Source organism: Vagococcus salmoninarum (assembly GCF_003987495.1).
GTDB lineage: Bacteria > Bacillota > Bacilli > Lactobacillales > Vagococcaceae > Vagococcus_D > Vagococcus_D salmoninarum.
Genome location: NZ_NGJU01000003.1, coordinates 108,513 through 126,191 on the forward strand (window position 1 = coordinate 108,513; position 17,679 = coordinate 126,191).

19 protein-coding genes are annotated in these 17,679 nt (G+C 37.1%); 6 read left to right on the forward strand and 13 right to left on the reverse strand.

Annotation, left to right across the window (positions count from 1 at the left end; all coding sequences use genetic code 11):
* Window positions 1-693 precede the first annotated feature (693 nt).
* Together CBF35_RS03130 and CBF35_RS03135 are read right to left on the reverse strand one after the other, a co-directional pair.
* The gene (locus CBF35_RS03130; RefSeq protein WP_126778493.1) at window positions 694-1,419 is read right to left on the reverse strand and encodes a nitroreductase family protein; all 726 of its coding nucleotides are present in this window, start codon (window positions 1,417-1,419) and stop codon (window positions 694-696) included.
* Between the two features lie 55 nt (window positions 1,420-1,474).
* Window positions 1,475-2,899: an aminotransferase-like domain-containing protein gene (locus CBF35_RS03135; protein ID WP_126778494.1), complete on the reverse strand. Its 1,425-nt coding sequence runs from the start codon at window positions 2,897-2,899 to the stop codon at window positions 1,475-1,477.
* Window positions 2,900-3,008: 109 nt separating this feature from the next.
* Here CBF35_RS03135 and thiD point away from each other — a divergent pair, with 109 nt between their 5' ends.
* Entirely contained in the window at window positions 3,009-3,836 is an 828-nt protein-coding gene (gene thiD / locus CBF35_RS03140) for a bifunctional hydroxymethylpyrimidine kinase/phosphomethylpyrimidine kinase (RefSeq protein WP_126778496.1), read from the forward strand.
* A gap of 26 nt (window positions 3,837-3,862) precedes the next feature.
* Window positions 3,863-4,435 carry an ECF transporter S component gene (locus tag CBF35_RS03145; RefSeq protein ID WP_126778498.1) on the forward strand — a complete coding sequence of 191 codons (573 nt, stop codon included), beginning with the start codon at window positions 3,863-3,865 and terminating at the stop codon, window positions 4,433-4,435.
* A gap of 43 nt (window positions 4,436-4,478) precedes the next feature.
* On the opposite strand, the gene CBF35_RS03150 is transcribed toward CBF35_RS03145, so the two are convergent.
* Window positions 4,479-5,462: a permease prefix domain 1-containing protein gene (locus CBF35_RS03150; RefSeq protein WP_126778500.1), complete on the reverse strand. Its 984-nt coding sequence runs from the start codon at window positions 5,460-5,462 to the stop codon at window positions 4,479-4,481.
* Window positions 5,449-5,790, reverse strand: a complete 342-nt coding sequence (locus CBF35_RS03155; protein ID WP_126778502.1) for a PadR family transcriptional regulator — start codon at window positions 5,788-5,790, stop codon at window positions 5,449-5,451. The genes CBF35_RS03150 and CBF35_RS03155 overlap by 14 nt, the downstream gene beginning before the upstream one ends.
* Window positions 5,791-5,989: 199 nt before the next feature.
* Here CBF35_RS03155 and CBF35_RS03160 point away from each other — a divergent pair, with 199 nt between their 5' ends.
* Window positions 5,990-6,307, forward strand: coding sequence for a DUF1700 domain-containing protein (locus CBF35_RS03160; RefSeq protein ID WP_126778504.1), 318 nt, complete (start codon window positions 5,990-5,992; stop codon window positions 6,305-6,307).
* 68 nt (window positions 6,308-6,375) lie between these two features.
* On the opposite strand, the gene guaC is transcribed toward CBF35_RS03160, so the two are convergent.
* Window positions 6,376-7,353 (reverse strand): GMP reductase, encoded by a 978-nt coding sequence (guaC, locus tag CBF35_RS03165; protein WP_126778506.1) that lies wholly within the window; start codon window positions 7,351-7,353, stop codon window positions 6,376-6,378.
* Between the two features lie 332 nt (window positions 7,354-7,685).
* On the opposite strand from guaC, the gene CBF35_RS03170 reads away from it, so the two are divergent.
* Both CBF35_RS03170 and CBF35_RS03175 read left to right on the forward strand, forming a co-directional pair.
* Window positions 7,686-7,898 (forward strand): hypothetical protein, encoded by a 213-nt coding sequence (locus CBF35_RS03170; protein WP_126778508.1) that lies wholly within the window; start codon window positions 7,686-7,688, stop codon window positions 7,896-7,898.
* Window positions 7,899-8,301: 403 nt separating this feature from the next.
* Window positions 8,302-9,186, forward strand: a complete 885-nt coding sequence (locus tag CBF35_RS03175; protein WP_126778510.1) for a hypothetical protein — start codon at window positions 8,302-8,304, stop codon at window positions 9,184-9,186.
* Window positions 9,187-9,254: 68 nt separating this feature from the next.
* On the opposite strand, the gene CBF35_RS03180 is transcribed toward CBF35_RS03175, so the two are convergent.
* The 4 genes from CBF35_RS03180 to abc-f all read right to left on the reverse strand — a co-directional run bounded on the left by CBF35_RS03180 (window position 9,255) and on the right by abc-f (window position 13,683).
* Window positions 9,255-9,830 (reverse strand): DUF998 domain-containing protein, encoded by a 576-nt coding sequence (locus tag CBF35_RS03180; RefSeq protein ID WP_126778511.1) that lies wholly within the window; start codon window positions 9,828-9,830, stop codon window positions 9,255-9,257.
* 44 nt (window positions 9,831-9,874) lie between these two features.
* Window positions 9,875-10,429, reverse strand: a complete 555-nt coding sequence (locus CBF35_RS03185) for a hypothetical protein (protein ID WP_126778513.1) — start codon at window positions 10,427-10,429, stop codon at window positions 9,875-9,877.
* A gap of 288 nt (window positions 10,430-10,717) precedes the next feature.
* Complete coding sequence (locus CBF35_RS03190; RefSeq protein WP_126778574.1) at window positions 10,718-12,064, reverse strand: TrkH family potassium uptake protein; 1,347 nt, start codon at window positions 12,062-12,064, stop codon at window positions 10,718-10,720.
* 80 nt (window positions 12,065-12,144) lie between these two features.
* A complete protein-coding gene (gene abc-f / locus CBF35_RS03195) occupies window positions 12,145-13,683 on the reverse strand; it encodes a ribosomal protection-like ABC-F family protein (RefSeq protein WP_126778514.1) in 1,539 nt (512 codons plus the stop codon).
* Window positions 13,684-13,958: 275 nt separating this feature from the next.
* On the opposite strand from abc-f, the gene CBF35_RS03200 reads away from it, so the two are divergent.
* Complete coding sequence (locus tag CBF35_RS03200; RefSeq protein WP_126778516.1) at window positions 13,959-14,618, forward strand: NAD-dependent epimerase/dehydratase family protein; 660 nt, start codon at window positions 13,959-13,961, stop codon at window positions 14,616-14,618.
* Window positions 14,619-14,647: 29 nt separating this feature from the next.
* Here the strand turns inward: CBF35_RS03200 and CBF35_RS03205 are convergent, their stop codons facing one another.
* The 4 genes from CBF35_RS03205 to CBF35_RS03220 form a co-directional block, all read right to left on the reverse strand.
* The gene (locus CBF35_RS03205) at window positions 14,648-15,589 is read right to left on the reverse strand and encodes a LacI family DNA-binding transcriptional regulator (RefSeq protein WP_126778518.1); all 942 of its coding nucleotides are present in this window, start codon (window positions 15,587-15,589) and stop codon (window positions 14,648-14,650) included.
* Window positions 15,590-15,611: 22 nt separating this feature from the next.
* Window positions 15,612-15,863, reverse strand: a complete 252-nt coding sequence (locus tag CBF35_RS03210; RefSeq protein ID WP_126778520.1) for a hypothetical protein — start codon at window positions 15,861-15,863, stop codon at window positions 15,612-15,614.
* Between the two features lie 117 nt (window positions 15,864-15,980).
* Window positions 15,981-16,901 (reverse strand): aldo/keto reductase, encoded by a 921-nt coding sequence (locus tag CBF35_RS03215; RefSeq protein WP_211345287.1) that lies wholly within the window; start codon window positions 16,899-16,901, stop codon window positions 15,981-15,983.
* Window positions 16,902-16,951: 50 nt separating this feature from the next.
* Window positions 16,952-17,626 (reverse strand): GntR family transcriptional regulator, encoded by a 675-nt coding sequence (locus CBF35_RS03220; RefSeq protein ID WP_126778522.1) that lies wholly within the window; start codon window positions 17,624-17,626, stop codon window positions 16,952-16,954.
* Window positions 17,627-17,679: the final 53 nt, after the last annotated feature.

Genomic DNA, 17,679 nt, shown 5'->3' on the forward strand with positions numbered 1-17,679 from the left:
TAAAAAATGACAAGCACACTTCCCATTCCTTAAACTTACTGATTTATCTTGTTATTTCACCATTTCTAAATGTATAAATATATTTTTTGGGGAGTTATCAGGACAGATATTCCTTGACTTTTTTTATTTTTTTAAAAAAATTTCTTTGCTTTGACATTTAAATAAGTCACAATTAGTCACAGATTAGTCCTAGATTATTTACCTATTTTTAAACAATAACTTGTATGATAGCTTTAGTAAGTCATAATTCGTGGATGAACCAAGGTGGTTTTCCCCATAAAGTAGTTAGCACACAGCTTAACTACGAGGTGTAGGTTCGAGTCCTACCTTCCACGCTTAATTTTTTCCATAAAAATAGATCTAACAGGAGCAAGTTAGCGTTTATACGTTATTGATCGAGTCTCTTACGTCTGCACGATCGGTACTATGCTATGCCTGTCAGATCATATTTTCTTAATAAGGAGTTACTCAAATTCCCACTTCCTTTTCTTTTGAAATCAAATGGTTCCTTTAGAGAGTTATTTTATTTTAGTAATGCTCTCTGACAAACAGTCTTTATTTACTTGGCTGTTCTTTAAGGGAATTTCTCTGACTCCTTATAATTAATTTATACCATATTTCTACTATTAAAGCAAACGCTTACACTTAAAAATTAAAAACAACTATTTGATTGATTCAAATAGTTGTTTTTAATTAATCAATAAACTTTTGTTGTCGTAAGACTTCATCATAATCACTTAGCTTGGCATTCGCAAAGTAATCGGCAAATTTCTGACTCCAAGCTTTAGTTTCCCGCTTCTCACCGAATTTTGCCATGACTTGATCATAGCTTTCGATTAAAGCATAGTCATAACTTTGATAGCCATCGTAGTGAATGACTGCCCCCTTTGGTAAACGAGGCTTAACCTTCATTGCCACAGTTGGTTTGCCAATGGCTAAACCAAATAAGGGCAACGTATAGGCCGGTAAATTAAGTAAGTCAATAATTGCTAGTGATTGCTTTCGAATACTACCAATTGGACAGCAGCCATAACCAAGACTTTCCGCTGCCACTAAGGCATTTTCAAAAGCTAAGGCCCCATCTGTCGTGGCAGTAATTAAGGCATCATGATTATTAGTTATTTGGTAAGGGACGTGATACTTTTGGCTAACGTGATACGTCCGATTAAAATCAGCTATAAATAAAATAAAGACTGAAGAGTTTAAAATATGAGGATTTCCTGGATTTAAAGCAACTAACTGTTCCCTAATTTCTCGATCTTTCAGAACAATCATACTGTAAAACTGACCATTCATCCAACTTGGGGCTTGTTGTGCCGCTGCTAGTATACTAGCAAGTTCTTCAGGACTTAACTCATGACCTGCTTCAAAATCACGATAACTACGATGTTCTAACATTAAATCAATTATTTCCGTCATTGGCTATCTCCCTTTTCTGACTTTTACTACTTTAACTATGACATATTTTATGAAATCACGCCAACATTTGCTTTAAAACTGAGACTAAGTGACTACTTTGGTCCTCGGTTAACCGGGCAAAATTGATCCTCATCGATTGATAATCGCCACCAAATAAGAAGCTAGGACTAATTAAAATTTTATTTTTTAGGAGCAAGTCATAATCCGTCTGCTTTAATTCTTTACTAATAACTGTCACCCATAAAAAATATCCCCCTAAAGGTATTTCAAAAGTAAGTTTATCCCCTAATTCTGCCTCTAATAAGGCGACTAATCGATCTCGCCGTTGACATAAAGACTGGCGTAAAGCGACTAGTTTACTTTCGTAAGTCTGATCTTGTAACGCGTAAGAGGCTAAAACTTGAGGGAAGACACTCAGACTAGCATCAATTCCTTGATGAGCTTCGGCTAACTGTAAGACAACCCGATTAGGTGCACTTAACCAGCCAATTTTCGTTGTTCCCCCTAATATTTTTGACAAAGAACCAATGTAAATCACATTATTAGGATCGAGTTCTTTTAATGAACTAACTGGCCTTTTTTTATCAAAGAACAATTGACCGAAAACATCATCTTCCACAATCGGAATGTGATAACTTCCACAGAGAGCGACTAAATTTTGGCGCCTACTTTCACTCATCGTTTTCCCTGTCGGATTTTGTAAGTTGGGATTGACTAAGACTAATTTTATTTTTCGGCGAATAATTAACTCTTCTAACTCTGTCAGTTTCATCCCCTCAGAATCTAAAGGCACCCCAAAGAGACGAATCCCCGCTCCTTGGAAAAGTGATAACCCATAGAAGGATGACGGGTCTTCAATCGCCACCCCGTCACCATTTTTTAGTAAGACATGAATAATTAGAAACAAGGCTTGCTGTGCCCCAGAAGTAATCAGTAACTCGTCATCATTAATCATTAAGTGATTCTCCTGGGCTAACTGTTTGATAACTCCTTGACGTAGCGGTTGATAGCCACGTAGATCTTGCCGTTTTTCTTCATTGATAAACTCTTTCCAAGAAATATTAGGTAAGTCAATACTTGGAATCAAGTCTAATGGCAGTTCACCTGTAAACCCGTCAATCAGCTCTGGATCATCGGCTGTAACTAACCCTTGCAGTTTGGCTAAGTAAGGATGACTTTCTTTTAAAGATCCTTGGGCTAAGTAAGTCCGCCAATTAGTCCGACTCCCAGTATAAACGCCCCACTTGCCCTCATTAACTAATGTGCCACTCCCTTGTTTGCGAATAATCACTCCCATGGCTTCAAGTTCATCTAACCCATGAACAACAGTCGAGCGATTAACTCCGAACAACGTCGCAAGCTCTCGTTCAGGTGGGAGTTTCTCCCCTGGTAATAAACGACCAGTTTTAATGTGTTCTAAGATCAATTGGACGATGCTTTGATAAATTGGTTGTTTAGGTAACCTTGTTAATTCCCACACGGCTATTCCTCCTTCAATTAATTGGATGAGTTAAAAATAACCCAATTGGCTGTTTTTGTCAAAGACTTCCTCAGTTATGATAAAGCTATCAAGTAATTGGAGGTAAATAATGATTCCTAAAATAATGACAATTGCCGGCTCCGACTCAAGTGGTGGCGCAGGTATTCAAGCAGATTTAAAAACATTTCAAGAATTTGGAACTTTTGGCTTCTCAGCCATTACGAGTTTTGTGACAATGGATCCAACAGCTGGTTGGTCTCATACTGTGACTTCCCTAGATGCGGATTTAGTCGCAAAACAACTAACAACAATTTTTGCTGGGGCACCTATCCAAGCCCTAAAAACCGGTATGCTCGGTGAGATTGCTACGATCAAGTTAGCCCGTCAGTTCATCGATGAGTTTAACCAACAAAATGTCGTAGTTGACCCTGTTATGGCTTGTAAAGGAACGACTGAATTATTACAACCTGAAAATGTGGCGACAATGGTTGAGTTCCTATTACCAGTAGCAACAATTACAACGCCTAACTTAATTGAAGCAGGGATTTTATCAGGCCTTGGGGAATTAAAATCGGTGGCAGATATGCAAGCCGCCGCAGTTAAAATTCACGCCTTAGGACCGAAAAATGTCATCGTAAAAGGTGGCAAACGACTACCTGGCGACTTAGCCATTGATGTTTTTTACGACGGCGTTGACTTTACTTTATTAGAAAATAAAAAATACGACACCGAATATAATCACGGTGCCGGCTGCACCTTTGCTGCGGCAATTACTGCTGGCTTAGGTCAGGGCTTAACTGTTAAAGAGGCTGTCATTCTAGCAAAAGATTTTGTGGCAGCAGCTATTCAAAATGGCCTTGAAATCAACCCATTCTTAGGCCACGTTTGGCACGGCGCTTATGGCCAAGCTAACCCTTTATTTATGAAAAAAGACTAATTATTGCTGTTCTGGAGGAACTTACTATGACAACTAAAAAAAGAATTACAACAGCTGACATCGTTTTAACTGCACTCTTTGCTACTTTAACCTTTGTCGGTACGATGATTCGCATCCCCATGCCCGCCGCTGTTGGTGCACCCTTTATTCACTTAGGTAATTCCGTCTTACTATTAGCCGTTTTATTATTAGGCTACCGTAAAGGCGCTTTAGCCGGCGGGATGGGCTTTGCCATCTTTGACGTCCTAAATGGCTATGCTGCTGAAGCCCCTTATTTTATTTTTGAAAGTTTTATTGTTGGAGGGGTGGCAACTTTAGTCTTCATCGCTCTAGGAAGACAAGACCGACCTCTTTACAAAGTGACTGCTGTGGCAATAGCTGCTGGCTTAGCAAAACTTGCCATGACCTTTTTAAAAGGCATTGTCAAAATGCTAATCTTAGGCGCTGACTTAAAACCAGCGATTATCGCTTCAGCAACCACCATTCCAACGTCAGTCATTAACGTTATTTCAACGATTATTATCGTGACCCTGTTATATTATCCAGTGAAAAAAATAGTTGATACCTTTTATCAACGAACAACTCTTAATTTTAAATAAAAAAGTTTCGCTTCTTTTAATAACTAAAGAAGCGAAACTTTTTTTATTTATACGTCTTAGATTTTAAGTATTGTTTGACGGCCTCTTGGAGAGCACCTGCTAGTGGGAAGATAACCCACGTATAACTCCAGCGATCTCTGTGCCCAGCAAAACTCCAAAGGAAGAAAATCACAACGACAATTGGCCAGTAAATTGCTTCAAAGGCCGCTTCTTGTTTTTTGACTTTTTGCTCAAGCGGGCTAGGTTGACGCTTTTCACCAAAGTCTAATAAAATGTTATAAGCTAAATAAATATTGCCTGAATAAATAAATAGTAAGACACCTACAGCTGCAATTATCAGTAGTAACGCGATACTGCCATAAGGAACTTGAGGGCGGTGACCATTATAATTCAAGTTAAATAATAAAGGCAAGAGTGAGATTAAACAAATGCCAATCCCCATTACAATGCTGACAATATGGGAGCGTTCATAAGCTTTTTTTTCAGCCTCAATTGTTTGACGGGTACTTTCAGTCATGACAAAGCCTTTTTGCAAAAATTCGTAATGGGCGTTTTTCATGCCAAAGACGATAAACAAGCCGACGGCAATTCCTCCGAACAAGATTAAAGGGATAAAGCCTAGAGGTGAAAAATCAACATATCTTCCCTGAACACCTAGGCTCAGATAAATAAACAACCCAACGGCAATCGCCGCGACTAAAACGCCTGCTCCTACACCTAAACCAATTTTTTTCTTATCTTCAATATACGTTAAGGCTTCTGATAAATGAATCACCGGTAAGTCTTGACTATCGATTACTTCTTCAGCCTCTGTTAATGGAATGTTCAATTCTTCTAAAATTTCTTCGATATTTCCAAACTCAGCAATCACCGTGCCAATCGCTTCATTTTCAGTTCGCCCTGAGTCTTTTAACTCCCGGTACTTATCTTCCATATTAGCCAACAAATCTATTTTTAATTGTTTGACTTCACTTGTATGTGGTAAATTTAAAAACATTGTATCTAAGTAATCGCTAATTGTTTTCATCTATTTCTCCTCCAATAAATTGATTAACTACATCTTTAGTAATCTCCCACTCGGCTCGTTTTTCAAGATAATAATCCAACCCAGCTGGTAAGATTCGGTAATAAGTGCGCTTTTTACCAAAGGTTTCTTGACCAGGATAAGATTCGATAAAGCCCTTTTTTTGTAAACGGGTAAATGCTGAGTAAAGAGTTGTCTCTTTAATGATGTATTTCTCTTCTGAAATTTCTTTAATTTGTTTGGAAATCTCATAGCCATAAGAATCATTTTTGATTAAAATCGATAATATCATTGGATCATTGTAGCCACGAATCACATCACTACTAATCATCTACTCACTTCCTTTTTTACTACGCCTGATATACTACGTCTGCCGTAGTAATTAAATCTTAGCGTTATTACTACGACAGGTCAAGTAGTTTTAACTGAGACTTTAGGCTGATTAATTGTTACGTATAAAGATCGATGTTCTTTAATCCCTGGATAAGTTAAACTTAAATTAAGTTATAACAGTCATGGAGGAGAAATAAATGAAAAAAATAAATGTCTTTGCTCTAATTGGTTTAACCTTTTTTAATATTACGATCGGAATTGCTTTATTTGTAACAGTTTACGCCTTACTATTCTCAGCTTGGGTCACTGCTTTTAGTTTCCTAGTCTCACCTTTCTTAATTATTGGCGCCCACATTATCGGTGTCCAAACCTTTGGCATCTTTAACTTTTTACTAGGGGTGCTACTATGTTTAGCCGCCCTCCTCGCCACACCTCTCTTAATTAAAGTCAGTCGCGTCATCAAAAGTCTCACTTTCGATTACATAAAGTTTAATCACGACGCTCTTTACTCTTAAACTTAAATTGATTTTAAATAAAAACGTCCAACTAGAGGATTTCTCTAATTGGGCGTTTTTATTAACAATTAAATTGAATCACCATTAAAAATCGAATTTTTAACAATCACATAATCGACTTTACGAATGGCTTCTAAATCATTCCCACCAGCATAAGAAATGGCTGATTGTAAATCTTGTTGCATTTCATTTAAAGTATCTGCTAAAGGTCCTTTGTAAGGGAGTAAGATTTTTTTACCTTCAACATTTTTCTTCTCACCTTTTTGGTATTCTGAGGCACTACCAAAGTATTCTTTATACTTGACACCATCTTCGATAATTGTTTCACCAGGTGATTCTTCATGACCAGCAAATAAGGAACCAATCATCACCATTGAAGCGCCAAAACGGACAGACTTAGCAATGTCACCGTGGGTTCGAATGCCACCGTCAGCAATTAAAGGCTTGCGCGCGGCTTTACTACAACGACGTAAGGCAGCTAATTGCCAACCGCCTGTGCCAAAGCCAGTTTTTATTTTAGTAATACAGACTTTTCCGGGACCGATGCCGACCTTCGTCGCATCTGCACCAGCATTTTCTAACTCTCTAACGGCTTCTGGTGTGCCGACATTGCCAGCAATCACGAAAGTTTCCGGTAACTGCTCTTTAATATGTTGAATCATTTTAATCACTGCATTTGAATGACCGTGAGCGATATCAATCGTCACATAGTCTGGCACTAAGTTTTCAGTTGCTAAAGTTTTAACAAAATCATATTCGTAAGCTTTAACGCCCACGCTTATTGAAGAAATTAAGTTTTTTTCCGCCATTTTTTTAATAAAAGGCATCCGTTGGTCTTCTTCAAAACGGTGCATAATGTAAAAATAACCATTTTCAGCTAACCATTCTGCAATTGTTTCATCCATAATCGTTTGCATATTAGCTGGCACTACTGGCATTTTAAACTCATGTTTCCCTAACACTACGCTAGTATCACATTCTGAACGACTTTCTACTATACATTTGTTTGGAATCAATTGAATATCTTCATAATCGAAAATTTTCATTTTGATAACCTCCTGTTGAGTTTTACTCATTTTTTAGAAAGAAAACACGAACATTAACAATATCTGACAATATTTTCGTTTGCTTCCTAAGTTAATTTACCTTAAATCACCGAACTTTGCAAGTTATATCGCTGATTTATTTTAAATATTGATAATTCCTCAGTTAATTGTTCGTCTTTAGGCATTAGCTTGCTCTCTCGTTCTAATTAAAGGTAGATAAATGAAAAAAATCATTGAAATTACTCTCTAACTATCGTAGAATGATACTATATTAATTATACATAAGATTTTTTTCCGTTTCTTATGTATGAAAAGATTGTAGGTGGCATCTATTGGAAGCGGATTTAATCGTGATTGGTAACACGTATCAATGCAACAGCCCTTTGTTAGAAGAACACTTTTCAGGTAAAGTTGAAAAACTTTACGATCAGTCAGCCTTAGTTGAAGTGAATGACTCTTCAGCAATTGACGTTGAACGTGTGGCAGAATTAAACAAACGACTGGTTATTCCTTTTGCTCTTATTAATGACTTTATTATTGAATAACTAAAAAAGTGTCACACAACCCTATGAAAGTGGAGACTGCTCCCATAGGTTGAAAGAAATATAAAAACACCCCCGTTGAATTCCTGTAAAATGAAGAAAACGGAGGTGTTTTTTTATGGTCAAACAAATTTCATACCCTTTAGAAGTTAAAGAAGCTGCATATACGAATGACGTTGGAAAGAAAAACAACTAGAGAAATCATGACAGAATTGACTGTCAGAAATAAAACACAAGTAGAAACGTGGTAGCAATGGTACAGAAAAAGTTGCTTCTTTTTTGAGGAAATGTGTGTTAAATTTTGTAAAAATGAGTCCTTAAAGGTACACTAAAGTAGTTATTATTATAGGTATAAACAGTGTTCAAATAGCTTTGGCCAACGGTTAAAAGGAAAGTAGGAGAATGGATGACAGTTGAACAAATTAAGAAGAACAAACATTTAAGGATGGCGGTTCATCTAAGTAGTTTGGGGTATTTATTGATGTTAGGCATCATGGTTATCAATCAAGTGAGTTTTTTTGAGAGCATTATTCAAAAGTATTTTCGCTTAAAGATTGGAAGCATTCTTCGCTTTTTTTCATCAGATAATTGGGTTGACAATTTGACTATCAATTTACAGTTAATGGCCACTGACATGATTATTCTAGTTGTTATTGAATTAGTTTTAGTCGTTACAGGGTTAAGCATCATTTTTTATTTATTATGGAGCTTAAAGAAGAAACAAAGTTGGCGGTTAAGTGAAAAGATTGTGACTGTTGGTTATTTGTTTCTCGTCGGATCATTGATGGTTATTCTAACAAAAATGACCCTAACGAGTTATCAGACCTATGAGGTCATCAACTCCCGACTTTCAAGTTTGAGTGTAGAGGAAGTTAAAGAAATTCAGTATACTCTTCAAGAGATCGTTCTTAAATCCAATTTAAATTTAGACAGTTTTATTCCTAATGCTCTCGGGTTAGTGGAACAACTGAAAGAGTTTGTGAATAAAACTTCAGCAATAGCAGGGATACCTAAATTGTTAGATAGCAGTTGGCAGACGTTACTTGTCTTAAAAACTTGGCTAGTTGGTTGTAGTGTTATGGCCATTGTGATAATTTTAGTGGGACACTTAATTGAAGGAGTGGCACACTTGAACGTTTATCAACAACTGCGAGAGAGAATGATTAGAACTAAAACGAGCCGCCAAATTGAGCTAAATGAACGGTTAGTGGAAGTCGTAGAACAACAAGCTGCTTTGATTGCCTTATTGACAGATAAATCAGAGGCTTCAAAAGAAACGAGCGAAAGTTAGTACTTTTAACTAATTAACTGAAGCCATATATGAAAAGCCCTCTGATCTAAGAGGGCTTTTTGACTGTATTAATTAGTATCATTGGCGAGTTCTATCACAGTGATAGTTAAATTTTGTCCCTGGTGGGTGAGCTGTTGCAAGGCTTGTAGTAAGAGTAAAATCCAACTAAAAGCAATTATGAAAGCGATTAACTCAAAAGCAGTCAATGATAAGTAATGAACACCTAAGAATAACACACATGATAAGACGAGTAGACCACCAAGTAGATAGGAAGTAGTCAAAAACTGCTTACTGATTTGTGGGAGTAACCAGCGAATTGAGATAATCAACAGAACAATCAAATAAACGAGATTAGCCGCAACAATATTGTGAAGGTTACCTGAGAGGCTGTTGGCGCTGTATGGAAAAGCCCCAACACCGCCTAAATTAATTGCAGTTAAGATTAATAAAATTTTTAGTGTCAGCAATCTTTTTTTGGCGTTGAGAGATTGATTTAAGTAAACAAATAGATAATCAATTAAAGCAATCATTAGTATCGCTGAAAGAATCAAGGTTAAGTTAAACTCCCACCGCTGCCTCGCTTCACTAGTTCCTAGGAAACTAAAATTATGTTGCCACCAAAGGTAATCCCGATTTGTCACCATTGCTAGGCCAACCCCACATACGAATACGAGAATCAAGACATTTATTATAATGATGGTGTCACTGTCAGTGCACTATATATCATAATGTAATTAATGATGCTAACGAAAATCAGAAAGAGCAATGTCGCAGTATAGAGATCGAAAGAGGCTCCTTTAAATACTAGACCAATAATTTTAAAGAATGTGAGTAAAAATAAAAAGAGTGCAATTGAAATAGATAACATAACGGCTGGCAAGTTCCGCCAATAAATATCTTTCGATTGAGTGATAACTTTTTCTTTTTTAGCTTTAATGAAAATCAGTAAAAAGCTGATCATGCCGCTAAAAAGGCCAATAATGATGACTAAGCTGGCAATCGATACTCTGCCAGTTAATGGAATTTGGTTGATGCTCTTAACGGAAAAAAAGAAGATAAACATCAAACTGGAAATTACAGATGGAATAAGAAAGGTTCGTAAGGATATCGCTTGTTTTTGCTGTTTGGTTTTAAAATAGACGCGGTCGCCGTCAATGTTTATTGGGACTTCTTTACCTATCTCTAATTGTAAGGTGTCGACTAGTTCTGAGGGGATTTTAAGTGAAATTTTTTTCTCGGGCATCTTGTTTCCTCCAAATGATAAAATATTTATCTAGCAAATAGTATCTTTTCTTTTTAATAGTTCAAATACTAAAAAAATAAATACGCATATCTTAATAAACAGTTTATTTAGTATCGCCTTAAAGTGTGATATTTGAGTCTTTTAAATTATATCATAATCAAACATATGTATCTTCCGCCCTAAATTGGTCTAAGCAACTTTATTCTAACTGGAAAGTTCATATGTTTCTATTTTGTTACAGCCTAAAAAAGCTAGTAACCTCTGACAATGAGGTTGCTAGCTTTTAAATTATCCCACCATAATATGTTCTTCTGGATAACGGATACGGGTATCATTTATTCGTTGCTTTTTGGAAATTGATAAGAGGAAAGTATAGACTCCTACTCGACCGATAAACATCAACAACATAATAATCCCTTTACCAATACTTGTTAAATCTGGCGTTAAGCCCATCGTTACCCCAACTGTTCCAAAGGCTGAAAAGACTTCAAACACAATGTATTCAATCCCAAAACTTTCAGGAATTGTTTCAGTGACAGTCAAGACTGTAATCGCTAAAATAGCAATGAAGATTGACATGAAGAATAAGGCAAAGGCACGCATAATGACTTTTTGACTAATCGTTCTTTCACGGTAAACTGTGACTTCTCGGCCATGAATACTCGCCCAAGCATGTAAGACGAGGACTCCTAAAGTCGAGGTTTTTAACCCACCTGCTGTTGAGCCAGAGTTTCCCCCAATAAACATCAAGATCATCGTTAAAATCAAACTTGCATCCGTTAACTCGCTGTAAGGCAAGTTATTAAAGCCAGCTGTTCGTGGTGTTACTCCTAGGAAAAAGGTGTTGACTACTCTTTGCCAAACTGTTAATTCTCCTGCATAATGACTTAAGTTTTTCTCAAATATTAAAAATAAAGCGAAGGAAGTAACTAAGAGAATTCCCATCACCGTTAAAGTTAAACTCGTGTGAGTCGACATGCGTTTCTTTTTAAACCAGAGCAATAGTTCTTTCCAAATAATGAAACCAAAGCCACCAGCAATCACAAGACTACCTAAAACAATTAAGACAAAACTATTGCTGCGGAGACTTTCTAAACTGTCCCCAAATAAGTCAAAACCAGCATTACAAAAAGCTGAAACAGCGTGAAACACACTGTAGCCTAGGCCTTGCCAAAAGCCGTACTTAGGACCAAAAGAAATTAAAAGTAACAAGCTACCAATCGTTTCAACGATAAACGTAAATTTAACTACGTACAAAGCAACGTTTAAAACCCCACTCGTCCCTTCTAAATTCAAAGCATCTTTTAAAACTAAGCGTGTCCCAAAATTAATTTTTTTACCAATCACCATCGTAAAAATTAAAGACATTAACATGAAACTTAGACCACCAATTTGAATCAATGACAAAATGACTACTCGCCCAAAAAGACTCCAATGAGCAGCCGTGTTAACTGTTGTTAAGCCAGTTACACACACGGAAGAGGTTGCTACAAAAGCCGCATCAAGTAACTTAGTTTTACCTGACACACTTGAAATCGGTAAAGCCAATAAAATGGTCCCTATCACAATCACTCCTAAAAAACTTAACGTAATGATTTGGACAGTCGATAATTTAGGAAATTTTTTCCGCCGCATCTTTGCTTTCACTTAAACTAACCTCAACTTTTCTATTCTTTTAATTACTATGAGTTTATCATATTTTCAAAAGGCTAGCATCAGATTTGTAACTCTTCAATATTAACGACCCGATCAACTAGTTGGTCGTAAAAATCTTGTTCGTGAGAAACGATTAAGATCGTCCCCTCATAAGCTGCTATCGCCTGTTTAAGGGATCGTTTCGTATCAGTGTCTAAATGGTTCGTCGGCTCATCTAAGATCAAGAGATTGCTTTTAATCATCGTCATAATACATAATTTTACTTTTGTTTGTTCGCCACCACTTAAAAACTTCATGGCTTTTTTGACATTGTCATCATGAATACCACTGCGAGCCAAATGGGTACGAATTTCTTTATCGTTTAATTCCGGATAAGCCTCTCGCACGTAATCAAAAGGTGTTAAACTCGGATTGTGCCACGTTAAGTCTTGTGAAAAATAATTAATAGCTACCCCTTCTGGTAAAATAGCCTTGCCACCTAGAGGTTTGATTTGGCCGATTAAGGTTTTTAACAACGTTGATTTACCAATTCCGTTAAAGCCATTAATGGCAACTTTTTCATCTCTTTGGACAATTAAATTAATCGCCGGTAGTAAGGGCGCCTGATAACCAATCTTTAAATCTTTCGTTTCAATCAGATAGTTAGCTAAAATTGGACTGGCTGGGAACTCAAATGCCGACTGATACGTTTTTTCAGGGGCGGATATCCGATCAATTTTATTCAACTGCTTTTCTCGACTTTTAGCAATCGTCGAACGAGAACCGGCCTTGTATTTACGGATATATTTTTCTAGTTTGTCAATTTTTTCTTGTTGAGCATGGTAGTCTTTAACGTAATTTTCGTTGGCAATTTCTTTGAGCTTTAAGGCTTTATTTAAGTTGCCAGGGTATTTTTGTAACCGGCCAAATTCAATGTCACAAATGCAATTAGTAATTTGATCTAAAAAATGATAGTCATGGGAGATGACTAAGTAGCTACCGGGAAATTCATTCAGAAATTCCGCTAACCACTGGACATGTGTATCATCTAAATAGTTCGTTGGTTCATCTAGTAGTAAGACGTCTGGTTCTTCTAGTAAGAGCTTAGCTAGAAAAACTTTCGAACGTTGACCGCCACTTAATTCACTTAATTTTTTGTCCAAACCAATGGCGACAATTCCTAAACCATAAGACATCTTTTCAATGGTCTGTTCAATCGTGTAAAAGCCTTGTTGTTCCAGCAGTTCTTGTTTCTTGCCAGCTTTTTCTAAGAGACTGTCTTCCAGGCTCTCACCATACTCAGCGTAAAGATTTTGAATCTCTTCTTCTAATTTATATAATTGACTAAAAGACGTATGCAAAAAATCACGAATGCTTTGCCCTTCTTCAATAGCTAAGTACTGTTCTAAGTAGCCGATACGACAATTATTTTGCCAAGTGATTTTACCTGAATCGGGTAAAGTTTCATTGATTAAGATTTTAATTAAAGTACTCTTCCCTGCACCATTTTTACCAACTAAGCCCATGTGTTCCCCACGATTCAGGGCTAAATTGCCTTCTTGATACAAGACTTTATCTGGTAAAGCATAATTTAAATCTTCTATTGTTAAGATACTCACATTAATTCCAACTTTCAGTTTTTATCAGAAAAAAACAGAGTCCACGTTCTTACCGACGCCTCTGTTTAACAGACTATTTTAAAGAAGGTCACACCAAGATTAATGGTTTTTTCGACTAATAATTAGTCTAAAACGGTTTCTTGAGCCCTTCTTGATAATTCTATCACTTTAACATATTACGCCATATTTGTAAAACACTAACTTCCTTAAACTATTCTGGGTCGACAGTTTCATGGTATGATTGATTGACAACTAACTTTTGGAAGGAGTCCTCTATGAAAAAACCTCTTATCATCTTTGGTGGTAGCGGCTTTGTTGGTCAAGGGATTATTCAACTGGCATTAAGTAACGGTCAGCCCGTTATTAGTTTATCCAAACACGGTCGACCTCGAAATAACTTCCCCCTGAGGGACTCACCTTTGATGACTTGGGTCGCTGTTGATGTTTTGACTGAAACAACTTGGCACCCTTATTTACAAAATGCTCAGGCAGTTATTAATTTAATTGGCATTATTAAAGAAACGCCGGCCCAGGGACTGACTTATGAACGGATGATTGTTCTAGCTAACCGGTTAATTAGTCAAGAAGTTAAAATACAGCCAGAAATCCCTTATCTATTTCTTTCCGCCAGTGCCGCTGGTCCAGGAATTCCTCAAAGTTATCTCCTTAGCAAGCGCAAAGCTGAAAACGAGCTGACTGAGCTAACTAATCCAGTCGTGATCATTCGACCTGGACTAGTCACTAGTTGGCAAAAACCTAGCACCTTAGTTTTAGGTCCCTTGATTTACATAGCTAGTTGCTTGCCCCTTGTTAGTAAAGCTTTTAAAGCTGTCTTGCCAATTTCCCGCAAGCAGCTCAGCCAATGTCTCTACCAGCAAATTGAGACTAACACGTCACAGTTAATCGACTTAACAAAAAAAGAATTTAGACCTTAATTGGCTAAATTCTTTTTTTATTAAGTCATTTAATTAAGGGCCTCACGTTTAATCAACTGACTGGTCAGCTCAATCTGATGATGGCCTTCTGTAAAAAGTTCTTTAAAAGCCGCGCGCCCAATTTCTTTTAAGGGGTGAGCCACTGAAGAAAAATTCAAGACTTGACTTAATAATTGATTCCCTTGCCCAATAATGATTGGTCTTTCACTGGAATCATAGGATGTCACGATACCAGCTGCTACTTCATCACCATTAGTGAAAATTGCTTTTGGCTGTGCCTCGTGATTTTTAAAAAATTGGCCAGCTTCCAGGCCCTCTTCAAAGCTCCGGCACTCACGATAAATAACTGCTTGCTCTAAGTCACCAAAAACTACCGTGAAAGCTTCTAATGTCTGTTTCATACTTGGACTAGCTAGCTCATCTCGGCTTAAGGTAATGCCGATTGGTAGCTGATTGGCCTCTTTCAATTCTAAGAAAATCTTCTGATAAAGTTGCTGACGTTCCATATAAACAGCGGAAATTGGGTAATCACCGATTTCTTCGCAACAAACAATCGCGACTTTTTCAGCATACTCGGCGATTTTTTCTAAAGAACTTTTTCGTGACAAAATAATTAAGCCGTCATAAGCTTTCGCCAAAGCCCCTGTTAAGTATTTATCTTCTAATTCCGCTTCGTAGTTCGTTGGCAGGATTGTCACTGTATAGCCTTTTTTGCTAGCCTCTTCAATGACACCACTCGTCATTTCATCAAACCACGAATTATTAATTAAAGGCAATAAGATCCCAATTTGTAATGACTTACCATAACTTAAACTACGGGCGTTACTATTTGGAATATAGTCTAAGTCTTTGATGACTGCTTTGACCCGAGCCCTTTTTTCATCAGAAACATAGGGATGATTATTTAAGACCCGAGAAATCGTCGACACTGAATAACCGGTTATTTTGGCAATATCATGAATGGTTGACATCCTCGTCACCCCTTTCTACTACTTATAAGACCCTTTGACACCAGTTAAAAAGGGCTGTTTCTTGTTTTTTAATGCGATAAGTCGCATTGTCATATGTAAAGCTGATTGTTTCTAATCCTTTAGTCACATTCATAAGTTCAGGCAAGTACAACGCTTGAAAGAAGCCTTCACTTTGCAAAATTCCTTGATGAATGATTAACCACTTATGATTAATCACAGCTTTGACATAATGACTGGCCGTCTCTTCGGCGGTAATTTCAATCAATCCTAACATGGGCTTTCTCCACCTTTTAGTTTAACTATAACTGGTGGAACCCATTTCATGTCAATCGCAAGCTTCCTTGATAGTAAGAAAGACTGGCATAAAATCATCCCAGTCTTTGACTACTTATTATGGTAAAATGTTGCCGGCACTGCGGTAAATCTCGTACCATTCTTCTCTCGTTAAAGTTATCTTCGTGCTTGCTGCCACTTCACGAATGCGACTTTCTTTCATTGTTCCTAAAATTGTTTGGATTTTAGCTGGATGACGACTAATCCAAGCGGTTGCGATCCCAGTATTAGTTACGCCATACTTATTAGCTAATTTATCAATGACTTGATTTAATTCAGGGAAACGGTCATTATCTAAAAAGACCCCTTCGAAAAAGCCAAATTGGTAAGGCGACCATGCTTGAATCGTCATATCATGCAAACGGGAATAATCCAAGACACTGCCGTCATGGTCAACACTTGCTTCATCACGCATATTGACATGAATGCCCTGATCGACCATCCCAGTAGCCATAATCCCAAACTGTAATTGATTGACTAATAAAGGCTGCTTAAGACTTTTCTCCAATAGTTCAATTTGCATCGGTTTTTGATTACTAACACCAAAATGACGAACTTTGCCTTGGCTTTCTAACTGGTCAAAGGCAGCTGCGACTTCCTCTGGCTCAACTAAGGTATCTGGACGGTGTAAGGCTAAGACATCTAAGTAATCAACATCTAAACGTTGTAAAATACCATCCACAGAGTTGATAATGTGCTCTTTCGAAAAATCAAAGAAGCCTTGACGAATGCCACACTTACTTTGAATAAAAATCTCTTCCCGCTTAACATTACTAGCTTTTAAGCCACGACCAAAGATTGCTTCACACTCACCACCACCATAAATATCCGCATGGTCAAAGAAGTTTATCCCTTCACTGACTGTTGTTTCAATTAATGATGTGACTTCACGATCTGATAAGGCATTCATCCGCATACAACCTAATGCTACTTGCGATACTTTTAACTGTTCATTACCACCTAAATTAAGATAATTCACTGGAAATTCCCTCCTTATTATACGACCCTTTCATTATACTATGAAACCAATTACATTTCATATTTTTTTGTTGCCCCAAGCTCTTGTTGATCAATCACCGCTAACGTTAAACTATTGACTAAAATCCGAATTTCCCGGCGGCCTTGGGGAAATTTTTGCTCTTGTAAATACTTGACCATTTGCTTCATATGATAGTAAAACAAATTACTGTTTTCTCGCATTTCTATTAACTCTGGAAAATCAGCTTTGAGTAGGGCTTTTAAAATAGTCACTAATAAACTTTTATAATAATCATTCTTTTGAGCAACTAGTAATTCCTTGAAAAAAATAAGTTGTAGCTCTTTAGCTTTGCTCCCTTTTTTACTTTTCAAGGCTTTTTCCAAGTCCGCCAAAGCGTACGCCAACTTCAGGTAATCAAGCTCTAAGCCTTTACTCTCAACTTGAAATAAATACTGAATCAGCAATAATTCAAAGACATGTAATTGTTCAACATAAGTGGTTTTCGTCATTTGGCGACTTTCAACTACTGCGCCTTTGTAAGGAGCTAATTTTAAATACCCTTCATCTGCTAGCAATTTTAAAGCTCCCCGAACTGGTGAACGACTAATACTTAATGCTTCTGCGACGTCGGCTTCAATAATTTTAGTGTTTTCGCCAATTACCCCACTGTCAATTTGACTTTTTAAATAGTCATAAACCCGTTCCTCAACTCTTTTTTTTCTCATATTTGTCACTTTTCTCCTAATTATCTAAAATTGATGAAATAAAAAAGCATCTT

What these genes read in the sequence shown, in the direction of transcription:
- CBF35_RS03130 (WP_126778493.1), bottom strand. Translation starts at nt 1,419, where the DNA reads ATGACGGAAATAATTGATTTAATGTTAGAACATCGTAGTTATCGTGAT.
- thiD (WP_126778496.1), top strand. Translation starts at nt 3,009, where the DNA reads ATGATTCCTAAAATAATGACAATTGCCGGCTCCGACTCAAGTGGTGGC.
- CBF35_RS03145 (WP_126778498.1), top strand. Translation starts at nt 3,863, where the DNA reads ATGACAACTAAAAAAAGAATTACAACAGCTGACATCGTTTTAACTGCA.
- CBF35_RS03150 (WP_126778500.1), bottom strand. Translation starts at nt 5,462, where the DNA reads ATGAAAACAATTAGCGATTACTTAGATACAATGTTTTTAAATTTACCA.
- CBF35_RS03155 (WP_126778502.1), bottom strand. Translation starts at nt 5,790, where the DNA reads ATGATTAGTAGTGATGTGATTCGTGGCTACAATGATCCAATGATATTA.
- CBF35_RS03160 (WP_126778504.1), top strand. Translation starts at nt 5,990, where the DNA reads ATGAAAAAAATAAATGTCTTTGCTCTAATTGGTTTAACCTTTTTTAAT.
- guaC (WP_126778506.1), bottom strand. Translation starts at nt 7,353, where the DNA reads ATGAAAATTTTCGATTATGAAGATATTCAATTGATTCCAAACAAATGT.
- CBF35_RS03175 (WP_126778510.1), top strand. Translation starts at nt 8,302, where the DNA reads ATGACAGTTGAACAAATTAAGAAGAACAAACATTTAAGGATGGCGGTT.
- CBF35_RS03180 (WP_126778511.1), bottom strand. Translation starts at nt 9,830, where the DNA reads ATGGTGACAAATCGGGATTACCTTTGGTGGCAACATAATTTTAGTTTC.
- CBF35_RS03185 (WP_126778513.1), bottom strand. Translation starts at nt 10,429, where the DNA reads ATGCCCGAGAAAAAAATTTCACTTAAAATCCCCTCAGAACTAGTCGAC.
- CBF35_RS03190 (WP_126778574.1), bottom strand. Translation starts at nt 12,064, where the DNA reads ATGCGGCGGAAAAAATTTCCTAAATTATCGACTGTCCAAATCATTACG.
- CBF35_RS03200 (WP_126778516.1), top strand. Translation starts at nt 13,959, where the DNA reads ATGAAAAAACCTCTTATCATCTTTGGTGGTAGCGGCTTTGTTGGTCAA.
- CBF35_RS03205 (WP_126778518.1), bottom strand. Translation starts at nt 15,589, where the DNA reads ATGTCAACCATTCATGATATTGCCAAAATAACCGGTTATTCAGTGTCG.
- CBF35_RS03210 (WP_126778520.1), bottom strand. Translation starts at nt 15,863, where the DNA reads ATGTTAGGATTGATTGAAATTACCGCCGAAGAGACGGCCAGTCATTAT.
- CBF35_RS03220 (WP_126778522.1), bottom strand. Translation starts at nt 17,626, where the DNA reads ATGAGAAAAAAAAGAGTTGAGGAACGGGTTTATGACTATTTAAAAAGT.